Source organism: Sphingomonas sp. PSPC2-2 (assembly GCF_049897725.1).
In the GTDB taxonomy this organism is placed as follows: Bacteria; Pseudomonadota; Alphaproteobacteria; order Sphingomonadales; family Sphingomonadaceae; genus Sphingomonas.
Map to the genome: position 1 here is coordinate 175190 of NZ_JAFCWU010000005.1, position 23379 is coordinate 198568.

General features: G+C 63.0%; 14 protein-coding genes. 9 read left to right on the forward strand and 5 right to left on the reverse strand.

The window, feature by feature from the left end:
• Nucleotides 1-81: 81 nt before the first annotated feature.
• From ACP7BY_RS11130 to ACP7BY_RS11140, 3 genes are all read right to left on the reverse strand, one after another.
• Entirely contained in the window at nucleotides 82-2901 is a 2820-nt protein-coding gene (locus ACP7BY_RS11130; RefSeq protein WP_137903194.1) for a TonB-dependent receptor, read from the reverse strand.
• Between the two features lie 203 nt (nucleotides 2902-3104).
• Entirely contained in the window at nucleotides 3105-4337 is a 1233-nt protein-coding gene (locus ACP7BY_RS11135) for a histidine-type phosphatase (RefSeq protein ID WP_052192091.1), read from the reverse strand.
• Nucleotides 4334-5347, reverse strand: a complete 1014-nt coding sequence (locus ACP7BY_RS11140) for a phosphatidylinositol-specific phospholipase C domain-containing protein (protein ID WP_137903195.1) — start codon at nucleotides 5345-5347, stop codon at nucleotides 4334-4336. The genes ACP7BY_RS11135 and ACP7BY_RS11140 overlap by 4 nt, the downstream gene beginning before the upstream one ends.
• A 456-nt stretch (nucleotides 5348-5803) precedes the next feature.
• On the opposite strand from ACP7BY_RS11140, the gene ACP7BY_RS11145 reads away from it, so the two are divergent.
• Nucleotides 5804-6847 carry a LacI family DNA-binding transcriptional regulator gene (locus ACP7BY_RS11145; RefSeq protein ID WP_052192093.1) on the forward strand — a complete coding sequence of 348 codons (1044 nt, stop codon included), beginning with the start codon at nucleotides 5804-5806 and terminating at the stop codon, nucleotides 6845-6847.
• Between the two features lie 2 nt (nucleotides 6848-6849).
• Here ACP7BY_RS11145 and ACP7BY_RS11150 read toward each other — a convergent pair whose 3' ends face one another.
• The gene (locus ACP7BY_RS11150; protein WP_033963669.1) at nucleotides 6850-8208 is read right to left on the reverse strand and encodes an MFS transporter; all 1359 of its coding nucleotides are present in this window, start codon (nucleotides 8206-8208) and stop codon (nucleotides 6850-6852) included.
• Between the two features lie 158 nt (nucleotides 8209-8366).
• On the opposite strand from ACP7BY_RS11150, the gene ACP7BY_RS11155 reads away from it, so the two are divergent.
• From ACP7BY_RS11155 to ACP7BY_RS11185, 7 genes are all read left to right on the forward strand, one after another.
• The gene (locus tag ACP7BY_RS11155; RefSeq protein WP_137903196.1) at nucleotides 8367-10838 is read left to right on the forward strand and encodes a TonB-dependent siderophore receptor; all 2472 of its coding nucleotides are present in this window, start codon (nucleotides 8367-8369) and stop codon (nucleotides 10836-10838) included.
• Nucleotides 10839-10867: 29 nt separating this feature from the next.
• Complete coding sequence (locus tag ACP7BY_RS11160) at nucleotides 10868-11890, forward strand: alpha/beta hydrolase (RefSeq protein ID WP_249340898.1); 1023 nt, start codon at nucleotides 10868-10870, stop codon at nucleotides 11888-11890.
• The gene (locus tag ACP7BY_RS11165) at nucleotides 11887-13620 is read left to right on the forward strand and encodes an alpha-amylase family glycosyl hydrolase (RefSeq protein WP_033963675.1); all 1734 of its coding nucleotides are present in this window, start codon (nucleotides 11887-11889) and stop codon (nucleotides 13618-13620) included. The genes ACP7BY_RS11160 and ACP7BY_RS11165 overlap by 4 nt, the downstream gene beginning before the upstream one ends.
• 191 nt (nucleotides 13621-13811) lie before the next feature.
• Nucleotides 13812-14483, forward strand: a complete 672-nt coding sequence (locus ACP7BY_RS11170; RefSeq protein ID WP_052192096.1) for a TetR/AcrR family transcriptional regulator — start codon at nucleotides 13812-13814, stop codon at nucleotides 14481-14483.
• A gap of 80 nt (nucleotides 14484-14563) precedes the next feature.
• A complete protein-coding gene (locus ACP7BY_RS11175; RefSeq protein ID WP_171010599.1) occupies nucleotides 14564-17074 on the forward strand; it encodes a TonB-dependent receptor in 2511 nt (836 codons plus the stop codon).
• A 62-nt stretch (nucleotides 17075-17136) separates the two neighbouring features.
• Nucleotides 17137-18300 (forward strand): CehA/McbA family metallohydrolase, encoded by a 1164-nt coding sequence (locus ACP7BY_RS11180; protein ID WP_033963676.1) that lies wholly within the window; start codon nucleotides 17137-17139, stop codon nucleotides 18298-18300.
• A 312-nt stretch (nucleotides 18301-18612) separates the two neighbouring features.
• Nucleotides 18613-19497 (forward strand): alpha/beta hydrolase, encoded by an 885-nt coding sequence (locus ACP7BY_RS11185; protein ID WP_171010600.1) that lies wholly within the window; start codon nucleotides 18613-18615, stop codon nucleotides 19495-19497.
• Between the two features lie 136 nt (nucleotides 19498-19633).
• On the opposite strand, the gene ACP7BY_RS11190 is transcribed toward ACP7BY_RS11185, so the two are convergent.
• Nucleotides 19634-20194: a DUF1993 domain-containing protein gene (locus ACP7BY_RS11190; protein WP_033963677.1), complete on the reverse strand. Its 561-nt coding sequence runs from the start codon at nucleotides 20192-20194 to the stop codon at nucleotides 19634-19636.
• A gap of 371 nt (nucleotides 20195-20565) precedes the next feature.
• Here ACP7BY_RS11190 and ACP7BY_RS11195 point away from each other — a divergent pair, with 371 nt between their 5' ends.
• On the forward strand, nucleotides 20566-23379 hold the full coding sequence (locus ACP7BY_RS11195) for a M16 family metallopeptidase (RefSeq protein ID WP_137903198.1): 2814 nt from the start codon (nucleotides 20566-20568) through the stop codon (nucleotides 23377-23379).

Below are 23379 nucleotides of genomic sequence, written 5' to 3' on the forward strand. Positions count from 1 at the left end.
ACGGCGTGTGACCGCGCCGATCAGCATCAAGGTCGGCGCGCAAGGCCTGTCAGGCCCTGCGCGCCGGTCGGTGTGAACGCCTCAGAACTGATACGAGACCTTTACTGTCGCAGTACGGCCGGAGTCGACGATCGAACCGATGGTTGAGCTGGAGCGACCGATGGTGGCATAATAGCTACGCTGGTTGGTCAAATTCGACAGCGCGGCTTCGAACTTGGCGCGACCATAGCGATAGGCGACGTGAAGATCGAGCTGGCTGTTGGCCCGCACCCAGCCGTCCAGGTCGCTCTTCCCGTCAAGTACCGCATATTGATACACGTAGGAGCCGATGTAGCGATACGAGAAATCGGCCTCGAACCCGCCAAGCACATAGGACAATTGGGCGTTGCCGGTCAGGTTGGGCTGGTTGAGCAAACGTTCGTTGCTCGACAGGCCGCCCTTGGGGTCGACGCTGGACCCTTCGAGGGTGACGTTACCCGACAGGATGAAATTGCCCGGAATACTGGGCGCGGCACCGAGCATGGTCGAGGCGGCGAGTTCCAGCCCGTAGACGTCGCCCGATCCGCCATTGACCGGCTGCGAAATGGTGGTCGAGCCATTTTCCTTCGAGCTGGTGACGTTGGTGAAGCTGTTCACCCGCGAATAGGTGAAATTGGTGATGTGCTTGTAGAAGCCGCTGATCGAGGCAGAGCTCTTGGTATTGAAGAACTCCGCAGAGGCATCAAGGTTGGTGGCGTCGAGCGCCTTCAGATTGGGGTTGCCCATGGTGATCGAGGTGGTTCCGCCCGCTTCGGCACCCCCGCTCGACCGGTTGATGCGCTGACCACCGGCAAGTTGGAAGAAGGACGGGGCGACATAGGAGCGCGAGACCGAAAAACGATACACGCTGTTGCCGGTGGGCCGATAATTGACCGCGAAGCTCGGCAGAACCTTGTCGTAGGTTGTTTTGCTCGATGCAAAATTGCCGGCGATCTCCGCACCGGTGCCGTCGGTGGGCAGCACCCAGAAGGTATTGGTGATGCCGGTATGCTCGTAACGCAGGCCCGCCAGAATTTCGGCCTTCCCGGCCTCAAACGTCCCCATCGCATAAAGCGAGGTGATGCGTTCATGTCCGGTCTGCGTGTTACAATTTTGGTTGTTGACGTTCTTGATCGCCGGATTGGGATCATTGCAACTGTCGTCTGCGGCTGCGAACGAACCGTAGGTCGCGAGGATCGCCTTGTTGAACACCTGGTCATATGCAGCGCGGTCGATCAGCGGGGCCGCGAAATTGTAAACGCCCGGCACGATCGATGGCACGCTCCCGCCGAAGATCCCCAGAGTGGTCCAATTTATCTCGGCACCAGCAGCGTTGTAGACCCGCGGCGTATAATAGTCGTTGTAGGTATGCTTGCGATAGGCATCGCGATATTTGGCACCAAAGCTGATGGTTTTGAGAAAGTCGCCATCAAAATTGACGTCAGCATCGAATTTTGCGCCATATTTGCTCTGGTTGCTAAATTCCGCCGAGAGATCGCCGTAGCGACGGGCGTTATAATTGGCGATGTCGTTGATATAGGCATATTGCGCCGCCGATCCGATCAGCAGCGGAATCCCGTTCTGGTAGGTGAACATGGTCGAGCCGCTATACGGGAGAGCCGTACCGCTATTAGGTTTGCGTGCCGAAATTTCCGCGTGGTCGGGTGCGTTATATTCGCCATAGCTGAAGAAGATGTTGGGCCGCAGCGTCAGTTGGCCGAACGTGATCTTGCCGCCGAACTGCGCGGTCGCCAGCAACGCCTGTTCGGGTGAGGTGGTGTAATAATAACGCGGACGGATCGCGCCGATGCTCGGCGCGTAAACGCCGCTGGTGCCGATCTGGGTCTGGCCGATGCTGTCCCCGTAAATCTGCGCGTAATAGGAATTCTGCGTGATCTCGTTCTGGGCATAAGTGCCACGCAGATACCAGCTTTGGGTATCGCTCGGGGCCCAGTCGAGCGAGATGCTGCCGCCGTAGCGCTGGTTGGTGCCCTGGGTGAACCCGGCATTCACACCGGTGGAAGTAAGATTCTGCGCGGGCGACAGACCCGAGGCGCTGGTGCCGTCCTTATTCTGGCTGGCATAGGCCCATTGGCCGTTGGTCGCCGCCGGGTAGACACCGTCGATGATCGTGTTGGTGAAGTTGGAGCGGTCATAATAGCCGCCGACATAGAGGGTGAACGCCTTCGACGCGCCAAAACCATGTGCGAATTCAAGCGAGGCGGTTTCGCCATCGGCCTTCTGGCCATAGTCCCGCGCGCGCGTGTTGAGGCGGCCGGTCACCGATACGTTGAACGCGGAGCTGTTCTCGAAATCCGCCGCGGTCGGCGTGCGGAAATCGATCGAGCCGCCAATCGCGCCGCCGTCTTCCGTGGCGAGGAAGGATTTGTTGACCACCACGCGGTGCATGCCGCTGGGCGGCAGCAGGTTGAGCGGCACCTGCCGGCTGAACGGCATACCCTGCGCGCCTTCGACGCCATTGATGAGGTTGATGTTATATTCAGCCGCCATGCCACGCAGCGAGACGTAATTGCCCTGCCCGCGACCGGCGATATCGACGAACACGCTGTTGGTGTTGCCCTGGCCGCCGTTGAATACGGATACGCCCGGCAGACGTGCGAGCGCCTCAGCGATGTTCACATCGGGCGCGCGCTCGATCGTTTCGGGGGAGAGTACCGCGATGGCGTTGGGCGACGCTACCTGCTCTTGCGCCGGGCTCTGCGCGACCTTGCGATTGCCGGTGACGACGATCGTTTTGGAGCTGGTTGTATCGGACTCCGGCTCAGCCTCGGTCGGCTTGGTGGTTTGGGCGTGGAGGGCGATCGGCATCGTAAACACCGATGCGACCAACATGGATTTCAACGTCAGGCGATAATTTTTCACGGCGACCCCCAAAAGGAAAAACCCCGTCGGGCAGGCTGCGAAGCGTTTTTCGCGGCCTGCCGCGAACAGGACCGGGGCCGCCTAACAGGGGGGTGTTTCAGTGATGGTGCACTGCAGCGTCAGTTTCGTTACGGATCGGATACGAAATCCGATCGGAGCTGCCATGTCGCACAATCGCCAGCCAAGCCGCGTTGCGTCCTGTTCTAGCCGACCGCCCTTCGTTCGATCAGTTCGGTCAATGTGGCCAGCGGACACAGATCGTGTCGCCTGGCGCGGCTACAGCCTGGCACGTTCAAAATCTGACGCGCTGGCGCATCGCCGTCGGAAAAGCGCACCAGGTGCCGGATCTGTTCCGGATTGGCGGATTCGAAGAACAGCCGTGCCCAACGGTGTCCGCGTCCGTCGCGCAACACCTCGATTCCCAACGCGCCGCCCGGCGGTGGATCGCCCGGTGCATAATCGCGGGCGGTGACCTGTACCCCCAAGAGCGCCGAGAGCGCCGCGACATTGGTGTCATGCCCCATGAAGATGCTGACCTTGGGGGCAGCGGGATTGCGCAGAAGCGCCGCGATCCGGAGCGCCAAAGGGCCCGCCACGCGCGCGGCCATGTAGGGCGGCCGCGCGTAAACGTCGAATAAGGCGGCATGGAGTACGGCGAGGCGTTTGAGCGTGGCGGGCGTGGCGCGCCCCCAGCCCACCTGCGCCATCGGCAGCCCCTCCAAATATTCCAGCAGCAGCACCTGCGCCGTGCCGGAATAGCGACGGATGGGCCCGGTCAGTGCCACATCGCGGCCATCGTCGCCGACGCTGACCGTAGCGGGCACTGCCGCCAGATCGCAGGGGGCAGGAGCCCGGTCGCAGCCAAGAACGTGCGCCATCTCGCGTAGAGCGGCGGCATTGCGCGCGGTCATCGCGGCCACGCCACCGGTATAGGCCTGGACCGAGGCGATCGCCGCTGCGCCGTCAAATGGCATCGGGCTTATACGCATCGGCTCGAACAACGGGTCGGTCTGGCCGTCGGCCAAGTGGCCGATCGGCACCGTGCAGCCCGGTGCGAGGCCATTGGCGAGCGCCGCGCCGCTGGCGATGGTACGGGCGGCGGTGTTGGTCCAGATCGCCAAATCGCGTGCCGCCGGGCATCGCCCGCGCCACAGTCCGCTACGCTGGAAGCGCGCCCGGCGCCAACTGCCGATCCGGCGCAGTGCCTCTGCGCCATGCGGGGTGAGCAAGCTCGGCGAGACTGGCCAGGCGGGCAATGGGGCATGCGGTAAATCGTCGATCGCGGCTTCCGATTCCAACGGCGCACGCACGCCGTGCCGGTAGAGCAGCACCACCTTTTCCAGGGTCAAAGGCGCGCGCGTCTGCGCCGCCGCATCGCCGACCGCGCTCGCCGCGACCGCCACGACGGCAAGCCAGCCCAACATACGCCGCATCATGGAAGCCTCACAACAAAGCCGAGGTGCAACGGGTCGGGCGCACCCGGATAATAATCGGTACTGATGATCTGCGCGCCCGAACGGAGCGCGGCCTGAAACCGGCGATAGTCCCCGCGGCGCGCCTCCACCGTGTCGGAATCGGCGCGAGTGCGCACGATAAAGCCCTGCGCCACGGCTTGACGGATGCGCGCTTCGTTCTCGACCGGATTCTGTACGTTGAAGATGGCGGCTTCGGCATCGCCTTCGCCGTAAAAGCCGAACATCGCCCGACCACGCAGCGAAGCGTGGCCGCGTCGGTAGGCGTCGAGCACACGGTCGTTGGTGTCGAGGATCAGCATCACCTTGCCCTTCGCGGCGCTTTGGCGGGGCCACCCGCGATGCAGGACGCCCGCGCGCAAGGTCGGCCATCGACCGCGAACCTGATCGGGCGTGATGAGATGCGCGGTGCCGAAGGTGGTCCGCGCGCTGGTATCGATCGCTGCCAAGGCGGCCGCGTCGAACGGCATCAATTGCGGCATGATCGGATTGTCGTCCCGCCCGTCACTGGCATTGACCACCACGGTGATCAGCGCATGGCCGGGATGCGCGCGCGACCACGATGCAACCTGCGCGAAGCAGTCTGCCAGCGTCAGGCACAGGCTGCGCCTGTCGACAAAGGGCACATGCAAAACCTTCGCGCCCGGGCGGCGCATAGCGGCGAAGCTGGCAGGATCGCCGACATAGGGGGCGGCGAACAGCCCGCCAAAGGGATCGGCGACGGGATCGAATTCGAGTTGGCGCAGCCCGAGATCGAGCTGCCGTGCAATCGACGGGTGGCCATATTCGACTGCGGCGGAGTGTTCCCCGAGGATGCGCCGCTGCTCGGCAAGCGTCTGCTCCGTCAATGCCGGACGGTAGGAATTGTGGGAACCAAGCACGTGCATCCCGTTGAGCGGCACATCCTGGGCCCGCACCGCGATCGGCGCTGCGGCACACAACGCCAATGCCAGCGCCGCAAGCCATTTCTGCATCACGACTCATCGTCCCGATTGGTGAACGCGATCGATCCGCGCGGCTCACGAAGGGGATCGATCACGTTTCACTATGTCCCGTTAAATGCGGGCGATTGGGTGAGGCCGCCGGTCGCTGTCACCACAGGACAATGACGGTGCCATGACAGGCGCGGTATTATATAGCGGCACTGGCGGATTCGGAGCTGATCCGTCTACCAAACTGCGTAGGACGTAGCCCCTGGAGGTAGCGAGTATAGGCCGGGCGCAAGGCGCCTTGCGGCAGACTGCAACACAAGCCTCCGGGACGGGTGGCTCGCGGCGACCTTATGGCCGGCACCGCTGGCCGCACGGCGACCTGACCTGCGGCGTGGCGAACGAGCGCGCGTTGCACCGCAAGAGCATAGGATATTTGATCGTTTCACGACGCTGCCCTAGACGAAGCGTTCCTACATCCCGCATCATTAGGCGCATCCCATGATAGCTCCGCCGCCTCCACCCTCGTCCGGCGACGTGACGACGATCGCAAGCCTTGTCGATCTGGCGCAGGCCGCTGGTACGTCGGTATCGACCGCTTCGCGCGCGCTATCGGGGCATTCGTCGGTCAACGAAAAGACCCGGCTGCGCATCCAGAAGCTGGCCGACGCCCATGGCTTTCAACCCAACCGTCTCGCTCGCAACTTGCGGTTGCAGCGTACGCAGTCGATCGGGCTTGTGCTGCCGCTTGGGCACGAGGCCGGGCAGCACCTGTCCGACCCGTTTTTCCTGTCGCTGCTCGGTCATCTGGCGGATGGGCTGACGGAACGGGGCTACGATTTGGTTCTATCGCGGGTGATCCCGCACGATGGCACCTGGCTTGACCGCCTGGTCGATAGCGGACGGATCGATGGGCTGATCCTGATCGGTCAGTCCGACCAGAGCGACGTGATCGACAAAGTCGCGGCACGCTATGCCCCGATCGTGGTGTGGGGCGCGCGCCTTCCGGGACAACGCTATCTGACGGTCGGATCGGACAATCGACTGGGCGGAGCGCGTGCAGCCGAGCATCTGATCGCGATTGGCCGACGCCGACTCCTGTATCTTGGCAATGCGAGCGCGCCCGAGTTCGCGGAACGGCTTGCCGGATTTCAAGACGCGGTGTCGCGGGCCGGTCCCGGCGTGGCGGCAGCGGCGCTGGACCTGCACATGACGCCCGACGCAGCCCATCTTGCGATTGCCAAATACCTTACCGAGCATCCCGCTCCCGATGCGATTTTCGCGGCATCCGACGTGGTCGCGATGAGCGCCTTGCGGGCGTTGCGCGAGCGCGGCCTGAGCGTGCCACAGGACGTCGCCGTGGTCGGCTATGATGATGTGACGCTGGCGGCGCATACCGCCCCGGCACTGACGACGATCCGCCAGGATCTGGTGGTCGGTGCCAAAGCGCTGATCGAGATTCTGTTTCGCCGGATTGCGGGCGAACCCGCGCAATCGCTGCAACTGGACCCGCAACTGATTGTGCGCGGGTCGAGCGTGGCCTGACGTCAGGCCGCTGTCGCGACCGTTCGCGCTGGCGCGACCCGCATCGTCGCCAGCGCGGCGGCAAGCATCAGCACGCCGCTGAGATATAGCACGTTGCGTGGGTCGCCCCGCAGCACGCCATTGTACAGCAAGGGCAGCGTCAGGCTCTGGATCATCATCGGCACAACGATGAACATGTTGAAGATGCCCATATACACGCCCGTTCGCGCCGGTGGGATCGAATCCGCGAGCATGATGTACGGGTTCCCCATCAGGCTGGCCCAACCCAGACCGATGCCGATCATCGGCAAGAACAGCCAGTTTTGCGTGGTGATTCCGGGGATCGTCAGCATCGCAGCGCCCGCCGCCACCATACACAGCGCATGGACGTTGCGCGCGCCCCATGCCCGCGTCACCGGCACCAGCGCAAAGGCACCGACAAAGGCGATGAAATTGTAAAATCCGCCAAGCTGCCCGGTCGCAAGTGCGGCGGCGCGAAAGCCGGGGGAGGCGGGGTCGCTCGTGCCGTGGAGCGAGCGCGCCAGCGAAAAGGTGATGTACTGCCAGTAGCAGAACATCGCATACCATTGGAACAGCATCGCCACCGCCAATTGTCGCATCGTCGGCGGCATTTCCCGGATCGCGTCGCCAATCTCGCGCAGCGTGCTACGGGCCGATAACGGGGCACGGCGCAACTCGGCAATCTGGGCTGCCGTCAGGGGAAGTTCGCGGACCGACAGAACCGACCACAGGATCGTCGAAAGGGACAGCACCGCGCCGATCAGAAAAGCTGCTTTCGTAATGTGCGGGATGCCGTTCAGGTCGACGGCATCGCGGCTCATTCCCGCATAGACCAGGATGGAGGGGGCGAGGTAGGCCAGGGTTTGCGCAAGGCCGGTGAAGGCGCTCTGGGTCAAGAACCCGATCGGTCGCTGGTTTGCATCGAGCCGGTCGCCGACATAGGCGCGGTAGGGTTCCATCGTCACATTGTTGGCGGCGTCCAACACCCACAGCAACGATGCTGCCACCCACAGCGTCGGGCTGTACGGCATGGCGAGCAGCCCCAGGCTGCACAGGATTGCGCCGATCAGGAAATAGGGTGTGCGTCGGCCGAAGCGGCTGATGGTGCGGTCGCTGAGCGCGCCGATGAGCGGCTGCACCAGCAGCCCGGTCATCGGGCCCGCCAGCCACAGCAGCGGCATCGCCGCCTCGCTGGCCCCGAGGTAACTGTAGATCGGCCCCATATTGCTTTGCTGCAGGCCGAAGCTGAACTGGAGCCCGAAAAAGCCGATATTCATTTGGAAGATGCGCGCCAAGGAAAGGCGCGGCTTGCGCTCCCCTGCGGACGCGTTGCCCGTGCCGTCATCCGCCTTCTGTTGCATCGCCCTCTCCAACCTGTTCGTGACAGCCTGTCTTTCGGCGGTCGCTACCATCGATCCAAACTTTTCACAAACGATTGCGAAAAATTATTGCAATCGATTGCGAAGCGCTTATGAGCATCCCTCAAGCCGCAATACAGCGGACACTAGGAGGGGTTATCATGAAGCTTGCAACGCTTTTGCTCGCCGGTACGGCTTTGGCGTTTCTGCCGCAGATCGCACTCGCGCAGAGTTCCGTGCCCGCGCCGGAAGCGGCCGTCGAGCCCGAAGCCAAAACAGATGCCGCCGATATCATTGTGACAGGTACCGCTCGGCCCGAGCGCCGTTTGACGACCAGCATCTCCATCAGCGCGGTCGACTCTCAGGAAATCGCCAAGCTCGCCCCAATGGGCAGCGCCGACCTGTTGCGCAACATTCCGGGCCTGCGCGCCGAATCTTCAGGCGGCGAAAGCAACGCCAACATCGCGGTCCGCGGTTTGCCGGCGGCAAGCGGTGGCGGCAAGTTCGTCCAGTTTCAGGAAGACGGCCTGCCGGTGCTGGATTTCGGCGATATCGCCTTCGCGACCGCCGACACCTTCGTCCGCCCAGACTATAGTGTTTCCCGCGTCGAAGTGGTGCGCGGCGGTTCCGCCTCGACCTTCACCAGCAACGCGCCGGGCGCGATCATCAATTTCATCAGCAAAACCGGCGACGTGGCCGGCGGAACGGTCGGCATCACCAAGGGGCTTGATTTCAACCGTACCCGGATCGACGCCGATTATGGCGCGCCGCTCGGCGAAGGATGGCGGTTTCATGTTGGCGGGTTTTACCGCGTCGGCAATGGCGTGCGGAACGCCGATTATACGTCGGAGCGCGGCGGCCAAATCAAGGGCAACGTCACCAAGACTTTCGCCAACGGCTTCATCCGGCTGAACTTCAAATATCTCGACGATCGCTCGCCCATCTATGTCCCGACACCCATTCGGGTAACCGGCACCGCTGCGAACCCGACCTATTCGTCCTTCCCGGGTTTTGACGTGCGGTCGGGAACGTCGCTGTCGCCCTATTTCCGCTCGGACATTGCGATCGGCAGCGGCGGGCAGCGGATCGTCTCCGATCTGGGCGACGGCTACCGCGTCAAGACGCGCGGCGGCGGTGCCGATGCATCATTCGATCTGGGCGGCGGCTGGCACATCGAGGACAAGTTCAACGTTGCGAGCAATTCGGGCAGCTTCGCCACCTCCTATCCGGGCCGGGTCGCGCCGCTGACCACCTTGATGAGCGAAATCGGCGGTGTCGGAGCCACCTTGCGCTATGCCAACGGGCCAAATGCGGGGCAGGTCATCGCCAACCCGGCGGGTCTCAATGGCAACGGCCTCGGCATCAACGCACTGACCTTCGGGGTGACGCTGAACGATTTCACCAATGCCACCAACATCCTGACGCTGAACCGCGACTTCAGCGCCGGTGGCGGCACCGGCAATGTGACGGCCGGCTATTTCAAATCCTATCAGGCGATCCAGATGGATTGGCACTGGAACAGCTATCTTCAGGAAGTGAAGGGGCGCGATGCGGCGCTGCTGAACGTCTATAATGCGGCCGGTCAGTCGGTTACGCAAAACGGACTCATCGCTTATGGCGAACCGGTGTTCGGCAATTGCTGCCAGCGTTATTACAATGTCGATTACAATATCGATGCCCCTTATCTGGCGGTTTCGTACAAAATTGGTAAATTGAACCTGGACGGGAGCGTCCGTTTCAACAGTTCGAGGGCCAGCGGACATTACGCCTCGAATAACGGGCTGAGCGTGGTCGATGTGAACCAGGACGGCATTATTCAGACGCCGGAACGCAGCGTGCCCGTGGTCAATCCCCAGGCATCGTCACCCGTCAACTATCGGAAGAACTATTTCACCTACTCGGTCGGTGCAAACTATGAGGTCATGCCGAGTCTGGCGCTCTTCGCACGCGTGAGCCGCGGTGCGCGGTTCAACGCGGACCGTATTCTCTTTGGTGGCGGCGTGCGGGCCGATGGCAGCGTCGCGGACGAAGTCGCGGTCAATTTCGTCAATCAGCAGGAAGCGGGCATCAAGTTCCGGCGAGGCGGGGCCTATGTCAACCTGACGGCGTTCCGCGCGACCACGGCCGAGGCCAATGAAATCGTCATCCCGCAGCAAGCCATCATCAACAACAAATATCGGTCTTACGGCGTGGAATTCGAAGGCGGGGTCGATCGCGGCATTTTCCACCTTACGGCCGGTGCCACCTATACCCATGCCCGGATTACCGAGAGCCAGGTAACCCCGGCGCTGAACGGCAACATCCCGTATCGCCAGGCGGCCTTGATCTTCCAGGCGACGCCTTCGATCAGGACCGACCGGTTCGACATCGGCGCAAACGTCACCGGCACCACCTCGTCCTACGCGGCTGACGTCAACACGCTGAAGATGCCGGGATATGTCATGACAAATGCCTTCGCCTCTTATGCGATAACGCCAGCGATCCGGCTTTCGGTGAACGTCCAGAACCTGTTCGACGTGATCGCAATTACCGAGGTCGGCCAGGTGCCGGACAGCGTGCCGGCTGACGGCATCGATACCGCGCGCGCTTTCCCCGGGCGCAACATCAGCGCCACCGCGACGCTGCGTTTTTGATGCGCGGGCGAGCGTTTGCGGTGGCGGCGATGGCCACGGTGCTTGTGTCGGTCGGGGCGACGGACAGGGCGGCAGCGATGGACGAGACCGTCGTCGTTCCACCGCGGCCTTTGCCCGTGCCGAAAACGGTTAGCCCTGAATTACAACGGCTGATCGGATCGCCGATGAACCCGAGCTGGGATCAGCATCCGGCATCGGCGGAGGCGTGGCGCGCGTTGGTCAAAACTTACGCCGCCGACATTGAAACCGCGTTGCCGGCGCTGATGGCCCGCGAAAAGGTCACGATCCGCGCAGACCGGATGAACGGCGTGCCGGTGTTCTGGGTCGAGCCAGAAACCGTGCCGTCGGAGAACCGGGACCGCATCCTGCTCAACTTCCACGGCGGCGCGTATGTTTTCGCCCCCGGCAAAGCCGGGCTACGCGATGCCATCTTGCTCGCCGGGCGTGGCTTTAGAGTGCTGAGCGTCGATTACCGCATGGCCCCGGACGCCCCATATCCGGCCGCGATCGATGATGCCGAGGCAGTGTGGAAGGCGGTCGTCGCCCAATATCCCGCCAAGCGTGTCGGCGTGTTCGGATCGTCGACTGGTGGGGCGATGACACTGGCGCTGGTGGTGCGCGCCAAGGCGCATCATTTGCCACTGCCCGGTGCGCTGTGGGCGGGCACGCCGTGGGCGCAACTCGACAAGGTCGGGGACAGCTATTTCACCAATGACCATATCGACAATGCCCTGGTGTCCTATGACGGACTACTAGGCGCGGCCGCACGACTCTATGCGAATGGTCACGACATGGCCGACCCGGAGCTGTCGCCCGTCAATGCCGATTTCACCGGCTTTCCGCCGACCTTGCTGACGACGGGCACCCGCGATTTGTTCCTCTCCAACACCATCAGGGTTCATCGCAAGCTGAAGCAGGCGGGGGGCGTTAGCGACTTGAACGTCTATGAGGGCTTGTCGCACGGCGATTTCGAGCGCGATCCGGATCTGCCGGAATCGCGCGAAGTGTACGGCGAAGCTGCGGCCTTCTTCCGCCAAATGCTGGCCCGATGAGCGAGACGTTGCAGTCGTTGTTCGATCTGCTGGAACCGCTCTACCAAGGCCATCCTGCCTGGCCGGTGGAGCGCGACCGTATCGCGGCGGCGGTGTCCGCCGCCGCCGGGACCAGATCGCCGACCTTGCGCGCGCTGGACGCCGACCGGGCGGCGCATCCCGCCTGGTTCGGTGCGCCCGACATGGTCGGCTACAGCTTCTATGTCGATCGGTTCGCCGCGACCCTCGCCGGGTTGCGGCAGAGATTGCCATGGCTGGAAGCGCTGGGCATCCGCTTGCTCCATCCCTTGCCCATGACATTGGGCCAGTCGGAGCACAGCGATGGCGGTTTTGCGGTCGCGGACTATCGCGCGATCGAGCCCGCGCTTGGCAGCCTGGACGACGTTCGGGCGCTGGCCGCCGATCTGCATGAGCGCGGCATGGCGCTGGCGATGGACTGTGTGTTGAACCACACCGCGCGGGATCATCCCTGGGCGCAGGCCGCACTGGCTGGCGATCGCGAGATGCGTGGCTATTACCGCATTGTCGACGACGCTGCCGAAGTCGCCGCCTGGGAGCGCGATCTGGACGAGGTTTTCCCCGATACCGCGCCGGGCAATTTCACGCATGAGCCCGCGCTCGGCGGGTGGGTTTGGACGAGCTTCTATCCGTTTCAATGGGATCTCGACTGGTCGAACCCAGCGGTCTTTCGCGAAATGCTCGATGTGTTGCTGTTCTGGTCGAACATCGGCGTGGATGCCTTTCGCCTCGATAGCGCCCCCTATCTGTGGAAGCGGCGCGGGAGCGTATCGCGCAACCTGCCGGAAACGCATACGCTGGTTGCCGCGCTCCGCGCCGGTCTCGATATCGCCGCGCCCGGTGTCGCGCTGTTGGCGGAAGCGATCGAACGCACCGCCGACGTGCTGCCCTATATCGAGCCACAGGATGGCACGCGCGCGGCGCAGCTTGCCTATCACAATGGCGTGATGGCGGCGTTATGGGTGGCGTTGGCGACGGGCGACGCGGCGATCGTCGGCGATCTGGTTCGCGATACCGTGCTGACGCGGCCCGATACGGCGTGGCTCACCTACCTGCGCTGTCATGACGACATCATCTGGTCCGCACTCAATGGGCGGGTGTCCGCCGAAGCGCTGGATCGTATTTCGGATTTCTACACCGGTGTGGGCGGGTTCGGCGATGGCCGCCGCTTTCAGGCCCGCCCCGGCGCGGCCGCCAGTACCGTCGGGATGCTCGCCTCGCTGGTTGGCACTAAGGGCCCAGAAGCGCTCGGCCGCTACCGCTTGCTGCTGGCGACGATGCTGGCGCTGCCAGGCATGCCGATGTTGTACATGGGCGACGAAATCGGGCTGCCCAACCATGTCGATCCCGCTGCGCCGGACGATGCGCGCTGGCTGCATCGGCCGCCGATGGACTGGTCACGCGCGGATAGCGCGGCGGCGGGGAAGGGCGCTGGGGCGGAATGGCTGGCGCTGACCAAGCGGCTTCTCGCGGTGCGGGCCACCTTGCCGGCGTTCGACGCCAAGGCCGCTACAAACGTGCAGGCCGATGTGCCGGGCCTGCTGGTCGTGTCACGCGGCGGCGATAGCGATACGGTCGTACTCGTTGCGAATTTCGGTGATGTGCCGCAGGCGTTACCCTTTGCGGGGCGGTGGAAAGATGCGATCGAGGACCGTCCGATTGGGCGCGTGATCGCGCCAGGGGCCGTGCTCTGGGCAATCCGTTGTGATTGACCGGTTTACAAACAGCGTCCTTCGCTGATCATGCGATGTCGCCCCTGACCGCGAAACCACCGGCCGCCAACGTGACGGTGCCGGTCGGGATTCGCGCGCGCGGTTGACATCAAGAAACGATAGCTATCAATATCGCCTTGTCGCTATGCTCTGGTCGTGAGAAGCGCGCCGGTCGCGACAGGAGAGATGTATTGAGCAATCATCGCAAGCCGATGCAGGAGCGGTCGCGCAAAACCTATGAGCTCCTGCTTTCGGCTGCGGAAACGCTGCTTGAGGAGGTTGGCATCGAGCGGATTTCGAGCAACCTGATTGTCCAGCGCGCCAAGCTGACCTCTCCTGCATTCTATCGATATTTCGATGATAAATATGCCGTTATCGAGGCATTGGCGGAACGACTGATGCAGCGCCAGAATGAAGCCCTGACCCGCTGGATCGACCGGTATCGGGATGCGGGATACGATACCTTGGTCGATCATATCGAAGATCTGGTTCGCGAAATGGACGCGATCACGCGTCAGCAGCCAGGCGCGATCTGGATTATGCGCGCCCTCCGTGCAGTGCCGAGCCTCACCCACATCCGACTCGCTTCGCATCATTTTGTCACCGATCTGATGACGGACGTTTACATGACCTATCTGCCTGGCGTGCCGCGCGAGCTGGTCCGCCGCCGTACGCGGCTGGCGGTGGAGATCGCCTATTCGGTGGATGAAATGCTCAAGGAAGACGCGGACTCGCGCGAGGAAGTCTTTGAAGATCTGACCTATATTTTTCGCTCGCTCTATTATCATCCCGATTTGGGAAGGGTGCCGCCGACGCCCCAGACGACTGTGGCTTCGGGCCTTGCGCTATCGGCCGACGCCTGACGGGACAATTCCCGACCTGTCATAAAAACGATACCGAATACTATCATATGCGCGTCGACACGAATCATTCGGGGCGCATAATGATCCATTCCATCGTTCATCGATCGACGCTGGTCGCCACCTTGCTGGCTGGCACAGCGATCGCCACTCCAGCGCAAGCGCAGCACAATGCGGTGGCCGATCAGGCCATGGCGGCGCAGCAGGAACCGGATAAGACGCAGGTCGCCGATGGTGACGATATCGTCGTGACCGGCCGCGCGGGCACGTCGCGCCAACGCAAGGTCGAGACGAGCTATGCGATCTCGACGATCTCGGACCAGGATCTGCGCATCCGCGCGCCGATCGGCGTGGCTGAGGCGCTCAAGCAGGTGCCGGGCTTCTACAGCGCACCGACCTCGGGTGAAGTCGCCGGCGGCGTGCGCGTGCGCGGCATCCCGAGCGACGGCTATCAGACCGTCGCCTTGCTCGAGGACGGCATCCCGATCCAGGGCGACCCGGGGCTCGGCTGGCTCAACGGCGACCAGTCTTTGCGCATCGACCAGAGCGTCGAGCGGATCGAAGTGGTGCGCGGCGGACCCTCGGCGATCTTCTATTCGAATGCGCCGGGCGCTGCGATCAACTTCATCACGCGCAAGGGCGGCGACACGCTCGAAGCACTCGCGCGCTACGAAGCGGCGAGCTACAATTCGCACCGGATCGACGGGTGGATCGGCGGGCCGATTGGCGCGACCGGGTGGCATTTTTTCACCGGCGGCTATTACCGCGTGTCGGATGGTCCGCACAATTCGGGCTTCACGCAGGATCGTGGCGGCCAGATCCGCCTGAACCTGTCGAAGGAGTTCGAGCGCGGCGGGATCAGCTTCGGCGTAAAGCGGATCGACGAGCGCGTTGGCTATTGGGGCGGTGGCATTTATCAGGCCAATGCCGACGGGACGCCGGCCAATGTGGTTGGACTGGACAATAAGGTCGACAATGTCGTCGGTCCCGACACGCGCTATTTCACCTTTCTGACGCCGAACGGCACGGTCAAGTTCGACAATGGCGTCGGCAGCAGCGTCAAACTGACGCAGCTCAGCTTCCAGGCGCATTACGACATTACCGACAGCTTCAAGGTCGAGGAGAATGTCCGCTATCGCACGAGCTGGACGCAGCGGAACAGCATCACGCCCTATTCGGTCGCCGCGTCGGCGAGCGCGCTGCTGACCAGCACCTTCGGCAAACCCCCGACCGGGACGAGCTATGCCCTAATCTACCGCGACAGTGGTGCGGCCTTCAATCTCGCCAATCAGAACGGCAACGGCTTGGCGTTGATCGACCTTGCGCGCACGCACACCGTGCCGCTCGACGAATTCATCACCGACACCCGATTGGTCGGCAAGGTCGATTTTCTCGGCACGCACAACCTGGCGTTCGGCGTCTATTATGCGCGCGAGCAGGAAGATTATAACGCGCTCAGCGCCGCCGTGCTGACCGACGTCAAGCCGCATGCCGAAGTGCTCGACGCCTATCTCGTTGACGCGAAGGGCAACAAGCTGTTCAAGATCAGTGACAATGGCGTCATCCAATACGGTGCCGAATATGCCAATGCGAGCGGTAGTTCGGACAATATCGCAGCCTATGCCAGCGACGAGTGGCAGCTGACCCCCAAGTTCAGGCTCGAGGGCGGCGTGCGCTACGAGCAGATCAAAACGCGCGGGCAGGTCGAGGGCACCAAGAAGGTCAATCTCGGCCAGAGCCCGACCAGCGCCGACGATTCGGTCGGCGTCGGCACCGGGGTGTTCACGCCCTTTTCGCGCAAATACGATCATGTCGGCTGGACCGCGGCCGCCAATTATCAGGTCCGTCCGTTTTTCGGCGTGTTCGCGCGCTATACCGACACCTTCCGGCTTCCTGCGGTGTCGAGCTTCATCACCAACGCCAATGCTGCGCCCGTCGTCCAGACGCTCAACATGCTCGAGGGCGGGGTCAAATATTCGCGCGGCAAGATCGATCTCTACGCAACGGCCTTCCGCACGGTATATAACAGCTACGCGATCAGCGATTATCAGAAGCTCGCCAATGGCCTGTTGTCGCCGGTCACGGTCTATGGCGACACCAAGACCACCGGCACCGAGATTGAGGGGACGTGGCGGCCGACGGACTGGTTCGATCTGCACGCTTCCTGGACCTGGCAGGACAATCGCTTCAGCAAGTTCGTCTATACCAACAGCGCGGGCGTGCTGACCGATTATTCGCACCACCGCGTCAACGGCGTGCCCGACAATACCTTCCGCATCACGCCGGGCCTGACGCTGTTCGACCGCAAGGTGCGGCTCCAGTCGGACGTCAATTATGTTGGTGCGCTCTATACCGACGTCGCCAACCAGATCCGGCTGCCATCCTATTGGTCGGTCGATTTCGACGCGCAATTCCAGATCACGCCAAAACTGCAATTCGGGCTGATCGTCGCGAACGTCACCAATGCCTTTGGCCTGGTCAACGGCAACCCGCGCGCGGGCACGATCGACAACAGCCAGGCCGGGCAGCCCGTCTACATCGGCAGTTCGCTCTATCAGCGCAACTACCGCGGCTCGCTCACCTACCGCTTCTGACGCGGGCGCGGCGTGAAGCCATCACGCCGCGCGCCGCTTTCTCTGTTCGAAAGGATCCTGCCGTGCGTGTTGGTCTTACTCTGCTGGCGCTCGTCCTGGCACAAACGCCGTTGCTTGCCGCTGCGGGCGATTCCCCGCGCATCCCGCCGGTCGCCAGCCTGACCGATGGCCAGTGGCTCAAGGGCGATCTCCATCTGCACTCGCGCCACAGCAAGGATTCGACCAACAATCCCGAAGCGAAGATCATCAAATTCGCCGAGGATACGGGCTTCGACTATCTCGCCATCACCGATCACGACAATCACGTCGCGGGTGATGTCGCGCACAACACCTGGAGCGATCCCGAATTCAAATCCAAGTCGGTGATCCTGCTCTACGGTGCCGAATGGACGACCGAGCGCGGCCACGGCAACGTGTTCTCGGCCAAGCCCTACGACCATCAGCGCCTGTTCGATGTGCGCGATGCGCGGGACGCGAACATCCTTGCGGTCAAGAAAGCGCTCGGCATTCACCTTTCGGGCAACCATCCCGCCGGCAAGGACCATTTCGGTTTCAGCTTCGACATGCTCGATTCGCTGGAAGTGTGGAACTCGGCGATCTGGCCCAACAATGCCGCTGCCATCATGATCTGGGACGACATGCTCAAATCGGGCCGCAAGCTCACCGGTCGCGGCGGCAGCGATTCGCATCACGGCACACCCGATACGCCCGAGCAGAAGACGTCCCACACCGGCGAACGCAGCGCCAACTATGTCGGCTCGCCAACCACCTGGGTGTTCGCCAAGACACGCGATGCCAGGGGCGTGGTCGACGCGCTGACCAATGGCCGCGTGTCGATCAGCGCCAATCCGTACGACCCGCGCGTAGAGCTACGCGCCGATCTCGACGGGGATGGGCGTATGGACATGATGATGGGCGACAATGCGCGCCCGACCGGAAAGCCGGTCACGTTTCAGGTGCGCCTTGTCGGAGGCGGCGTGCGCGGTGGGGTCTATCACGTCCGCGTGATCAAGAATGGCGATCCGCTCGGCACCTATGACACCGACCCCGCGAGCAACGCCGTAACCTTCGCCGACACGCCCGCCGCAAAGGGGCGCAGCTATTACCGCGTCGAGGTCGAAGGCCCGCAAACCCCCTATCCGCAAGTGCCGGTTTCGAGCCTGCTCAGCGGCAAGATGATCGCGCTGTCGAACCCGATCTATTTCAATTTCGATCCCCACTTCTGAAGCGCCAGTCGACGGCGCACGCACGACCTGAAAGATTGCGGCGAGCGAACCGCCCGCTTGCGCGGTTTGCAAGGCGGTCCGCTTTCACGGCTGCGGTTGGGGTGTCAGATGTGTCGCCACCCGCGGACCAACAGTGTCGCGGATGCGTATAAAGTCGCGCAGTTCCTCACCGGCCGCAGGTAACCGGTTCCGGTCGAGGAGGAGCGCTGTCGGCTCGAGATCCGCTACGCCACGTAAACGCTATCAAAGCCCGTTGCTCGCTGCCAAAGCGATGGTGAGGGCCTGCCTGAGCCGACCGGATAGGATGAGACAATGATGATTCGCGCAATCGTGGTGTTGACTGCGTTAGCCGCTTCCGTGCCGGTCATCGCGCAAGATCCTCCCGTCGAACAGTCCACCATACCGGCAAGCGTGCCGCTTTGGCCGACGGGCGCGCCGGGCGTCGGCGCGCGAAGCACGGAAGCGGAAATCGGTCGCGACTATTGGGTGCGCAACATCCACCGGCCATCGGTGATCGCCTATCCGGCCAACCGCGATCACAATAGCGGTGCCGCAGTGGTGATCTTTCCTGGCGGCGGGCACAAATTGCTTGTCTGGACCAATGAGGGGACCAAGGCCGCAGTGGCGCTCAACCGGATGGGGATATCGGCCTTCGTCGTTAAATATCGCCTCGCGAATGAGCCTGGCTCGCCTTATTCGGTGGAAGGCGATGCCGCCGATGACGCGCGACGTGCGGTGCGATGGGTTCGTGCCAATGCCGCGCGTTATGGCATCGATCCTAAGCGGGTCGGCGTCATGGGCTTTTCGGCCGGCGGCGAGCTTGTCTCGCTGATCGCCGACAATCCCGAGCCTGCTGGTCGTCCGAAACGTGACGCGATCGATACCGAGCTGGCACGGCCGGACTTTCAAATCCTGGTTTTCCCGGGGCCGCGCGGAATCCCCGCCAAAGCGATCAAGCAAGCGCCGCCAGCGTTCATTGTTGCGGGATCCATTGACCCATGCTGTGCTGCACCCTCTGTGGCGCTGTATGAACAGTTGCGCACCAATGGCATGTCGGCGGAACTCCATATGTATGCCGAGAGCGGCCATGCCTTCAATCTGGACGAATCGAACCGCATCTCGATCCTGCATTGGCCGGACCGTCTGCACGACTGGTTGGCCGATGGCGGGTGGCTCGAGCCTCGCCACGCTCAGTAAGCGCAGCGGCGTCGATCGCGCGATCATGGGGCAGCGCCGCGATGAACGAGTGCGGCCTACAGCCGCACTGAATGTCTGGGGCTCCCAAGAAACATCCATCCCGCATCGGAGCGATTTGCGCCCCTGTGTGCCAGCCTCAGGACGCTGCAGGGGCGCGGAAATATTGGAACATATGTGAGGCGTAATCGGCTTTCCCGAGATCAATGCCTTGAGCTCGAAGGATCGAATAGGCAGTCATCACGTGGAAATAGAATTGTGGCAGCGCCCAGTCGCGGGCGTATTGCTGCGCAGTGAGGTCCAAAATCATGCCGTTCGGCAGAGCATGGGCAATTGGGGTCGCAGGTTCAATTGCGATGCCCGCTGCCCCGGCGGACTCTACGATCGCCAGCGTTTCCGCGATCCGGGCTTGTGCGTCTGCCACGGTGCCCGGCCGCTCGTCGGCGTTGCGCCCTTCGTCCAGCAGGATCTGCAACGACGGCGGAAAGTCTCGTTGCAACAGCCGGAAGACTCCTTCCTGCGCTTGCCGACATGCGAAGCGCACCTGGGTCGCCAAAGGAAACATGTCCGGCGCGAGCCGCGCGCCCAACAAGGCGTCTGCGCCGCCGGTCGGTCGCTGGGCCTCAGCTTTGGCAAGCCACTTCGACAACGCGCCGAGCATCTGCACGTAAGTGGGTACGAGGAGGTCTGACAGCGTCATAAGAGATTGCTTTCATAGCGGATCAGGCGCGTGCAGCCCAAGCCGCTACGAGCATGAGCGTCAAGCGCACCGTCGAGCGATCTAGGCCGCGAGACCCGAATTGGCGACCCACTCCGCTGTCGTTTGCGCCGTCGCAAGCGGGAATGAACCGATGCCGAAAATTGGGGATCGCAAGCCGCCCCTTGGATGTCGCACCGTCGCATTGTCGGCGGTGTTTTGAACGGCATTGGTTTGTTTAACGCGGTCGTTTTGATAGTTTACGAATCACTTTTAAAGTTTCAAAAATAACAAGATAGCGACATGAATCGAGCGGAAGGGGGAGGTGGCTTACGCCCCCCGGCCTGCTTGGCGCGCGAATAGGGAACGGGCGGATGCGAAGGCTTTGGGTGGTCGCTGTGGCCTTCGCGGTGATTGGCTCGCCCTGCGCGTCCGCACAAACTCCGTTATGGGTTGCCGAAGAGCGTGGCGAGACCCCCGATCCCGCGATCCACTACGGCGAACTCGCCAATGGCCTGCGCTACGCGGTCATGCGCAGCGCCGAGCCCAAGGGGGTCGCTGTCGTCGAATATCATATTGCGGTCGGCACCGCGCAGCAGTCCGCCAACGAAAAGGAGTTTGCGCATCTCGTCGAGCATATGGCGTTCGGCGCGACCACGACGTTTCCCAAGGGCGATGCAATCGCGCAATTGCAATCGGCCGGTCTGCAATTGGGGGGTGATGTCAACGGCGCGACTTCTGCGCGCGGCACAGTGTACAGCCTTTCGATCCCGCAAGTGACGACCGAGAAGCTGGCGCTCGCGCTGCGATTCCTGCGCGGGTTTAGCGATGGCGCGCTGTTCGACGCCAACGAGGTTGAGCGGCAAAAGGGTGTGGTGGGGGCGGAGATTGCGGGCGGCGAGACGCAGGCAACACGCGCAGCCCGGGCGCTGCGGCAGCAATTCTATCCCGAACTGCCCTATTTGTGGGAAAAGCCTGCGCAACGGCTGGCCTCGCTTCATACCATTACGGCGGACCAGTTGCGCGCGTTTCATGACCGTTGGTATCGGCCCGACACCGCTTTTCTCGTCGTGGTGGGCGATGTCGACCCGAGCGAAACCGGCAAGGCACTTGAGGCTGCGTTTGCAAGCTGGAAACGGCCGTCCGCGCCGATTTCCGCGCTCAAGCCCGTGCTGTTTCAACCGCGCACCGCGTCCGCATCCGTCGTGCAAGAAGCCGGACTTACCGATTTGCTGACCCTTGGCGTGGCAAAGCCGCAGCCCAACGTCGTGCCGACGGCGGCGACGCGGCACGATGCGATCTTGGCGACGCTCGGCATGGCCATCGTGCGCGATCGGCTCGAGCGGCTGGTGTTGACCAGCCCGCAGGTTCCGATCGCCTCGGTTTCTTTCCAAACCTCGCGCTGGCCTGAGCTCGCCGAATTTTATTCCTTCTCCGCGAATTTCCGTACCGGCAAATGGCACGAGGCGCTGACGCTGCTCGAGCAGGAGACGCGCCGACCGCTGGTGACGGGATTCACCGTCCCGGAAGTCGATCGCGCCGTTACCAATACCTTGAAGGGCGCACGCAGTGCGTCGTTGCGCGCCGCCGCGCGGACCTCGTCCGAACTCGCCAACGGCATTGTGGCTGCCTATGCCGATCGCCAGGTCTTTGTGCTTCCGGAGCGGAACTTCCAGCGCATCTCGGAAGTGCTCAACGCTGCGTCCCCGGCGGACATCGCGGCGGCCTATAATGCGGTGTGGCGGGAAACGCCGCCGGCGATCGCGGTTGCCGGCTCGGAGGCATTGCCCGCATCCTCGGCGCTTGTGCGAGATGCTTACGCCCTGGCGCATCGCGGTCCGCTGCCGACGCGCGATCTCACCCTCGCCGTCGCCAAGCAATTGCCCGTTCCCGGGCCTGCGGGCACCGTCGTCGAGCGGCATCATGTCGATGACCTGGGTGTCGAACAGATACGATTTGCGAACGGCGTCCGGCTCAACATCAAACATACCGATTTCCGCGCCAATGAGGTGTTGACCACGATGCGGTTGGGCGGCGGGTTGCTGGCCATGCCACATGGCGAACGCCCGGTCGCGCCGCCGCTGTCGATGCTGTACCTCGGCGGCGTCGCCGGGCTGAGCGCCGAGCAATTGCTCGCGGGTTTGCGGGCGACACAAGTGTCGGTCGATTCGGTCGCGCTCGGAACGAATGTCGTCCAGTTCAAGGGGCAGAATAACCCGGCATCGTTGTCCGATCAGCTTCGGCTTTGGGCGGATCTTGTCGGCAAGCCCGATTTTGATCCGCATGCCGACGCCTTGGTGCAAGCACGGGTAGAGGCGGCGCTGCAAAAGGCGGACGCGACGGCGATGGCGGCTTTTGCACGGCACTGGCCGGTGTTCAGCAACGGCGATCTGCGGTTCGCGCCGCTCGATCTGGCCGACGTCGCCGGATTGAGTTTCTCGCAGAGCCGGCAGCGTTTCGCACCGATCCTTGCCGATGCCCCGATCGAGGTCACGATCGTCGGCGATATCGATGTCGATAAAGCGATTGCGGCGACTGCGGAAACGCTCGGCGCACTCCCCCCGCGCCGCGCCCAGCCGCTGCACGACGCCGGGCCCGATCCGAAGTTCCCGACGGGCGGCGAGCCGATCGTGTGGTCCCATCACGGCGATGCCGGGCGTGCGCTGGTGGTGTCGGCTTGGCGGGCGCACGACGGCTTCGACCCCAATGACGGTATTTCCCAGGCTGTTCTCGACGAGATCCTGCGGACCCGGCTTTTCAACGATCTGCGCCAGACGTCGGGTGCGACCTATTCTCCCGCGCCTTTATATGCGGCATCGACCAGTGTGCGCGGCTTTGGCTATATCGGTGCGATCGTCGAAGTCGCCACCGGCGACGTTCCGCTTGCCGAACGGACGCTTCGCACGATTGCGAGTTCACTCGGCGAATTGGGGCCGACTGCGGAGGAACTGGCGCGCGTGACGGCACCGATGAAAGCGCGCGCCGCGCTTGATATGCGGACCAACGCCTGGTGGCTCAATGCGCTCGACTGGGCGCAGACGCAGCCCGACGCGTTGGCGCGCGCGCGTGGCTATCAAAGCGCGCTGGCCGCGCTGTCGCTCGACCAATTGAAAGCCCGCGCCGCCGAAGTCTTTGGCACAGCACCGGTTACGATCCGCGTTTTGCCAAGCCCCGCCGCGAAACCCTGA

What these genes read in the sequence shown, in the direction of transcription:
- ACP7BY_RS11135 (WP_052192091.1), bottom strand. Translation starts at nt 4,337, where the DNA reads ATGATGCGGCGTATGTTGGGCTGGCTTGCCGTCGTGGCGGTCGCGGCG.
- ACP7BY_RS11140 (WP_137903195.1), bottom strand. Translation starts at nt 5,347, where the DNA reads ATGCAGAAATGGCTTGCGGCGCTGGCATTGGCGTTGTGTGCCGCAGCG.
- ACP7BY_RS11145 (WP_052192093.1), top strand. Translation starts at nt 5,804, where the DNA reads ATGATAGCTCCGCCGCCTCCACCCTCGTCCGGCGACGTGACGACGATC.
- ACP7BY_RS11150 (WP_033963669.1), bottom strand. Translation starts at nt 8,208, where the DNA reads ATGCAACAGAAGGCGGATGACGGCACGGGCAACGCGTCCGCAGGGGAG.
- ACP7BY_RS11155 (WP_137903196.1), top strand. Translation starts at nt 8,367, where the DNA reads ATGAAGCTTGCAACGCTTTTGCTCGCCGGTACGGCTTTGGCGTTTCTG.
- ACP7BY_RS11160 (WP_249340898.1), top strand. Translation starts at nt 10,868, where the DNA reads ATGGCCACGGTGCTTGTGTCGGTCGGGGCGACGGACAGGGCGGCAGCG.
- ACP7BY_RS11165 (WP_033963675.1), top strand. Translation starts at nt 11,887, where the DNA reads ATGAGCGAGACGTTGCAGTCGTTGTTCGATCTGCTGGAACCGCTCTAC.
- ACP7BY_RS11175 (WP_171010599.1), top strand. Translation starts at nt 14,564, where the DNA reads ATGATCCATTCCATCGTTCATCGATCGACGCTGGTCGCCACCTTGCTG.
- ACP7BY_RS11185 (WP_171010600.1), top strand. Translation starts at nt 18,613, where the DNA reads ATGATGATTCGCGCAATCGTGGTGTTGACTGCGTTAGCCGCTTCCGTG.
- ACP7BY_RS11190 (WP_033963677.1), bottom strand. Translation starts at nt 20,194, where the DNA reads ATGACGCTGTCAGACCTCCTCGTACCCACTTACGTGCAGATGCTCGGC.
- ACP7BY_RS11195 (WP_137903198.1), top strand. Translation starts at nt 20,566, where the DNA reads ATGCGAAGGCTTTGGGTGGTCGCTGTGGCCTTCGCGGTGATTGGCTCG.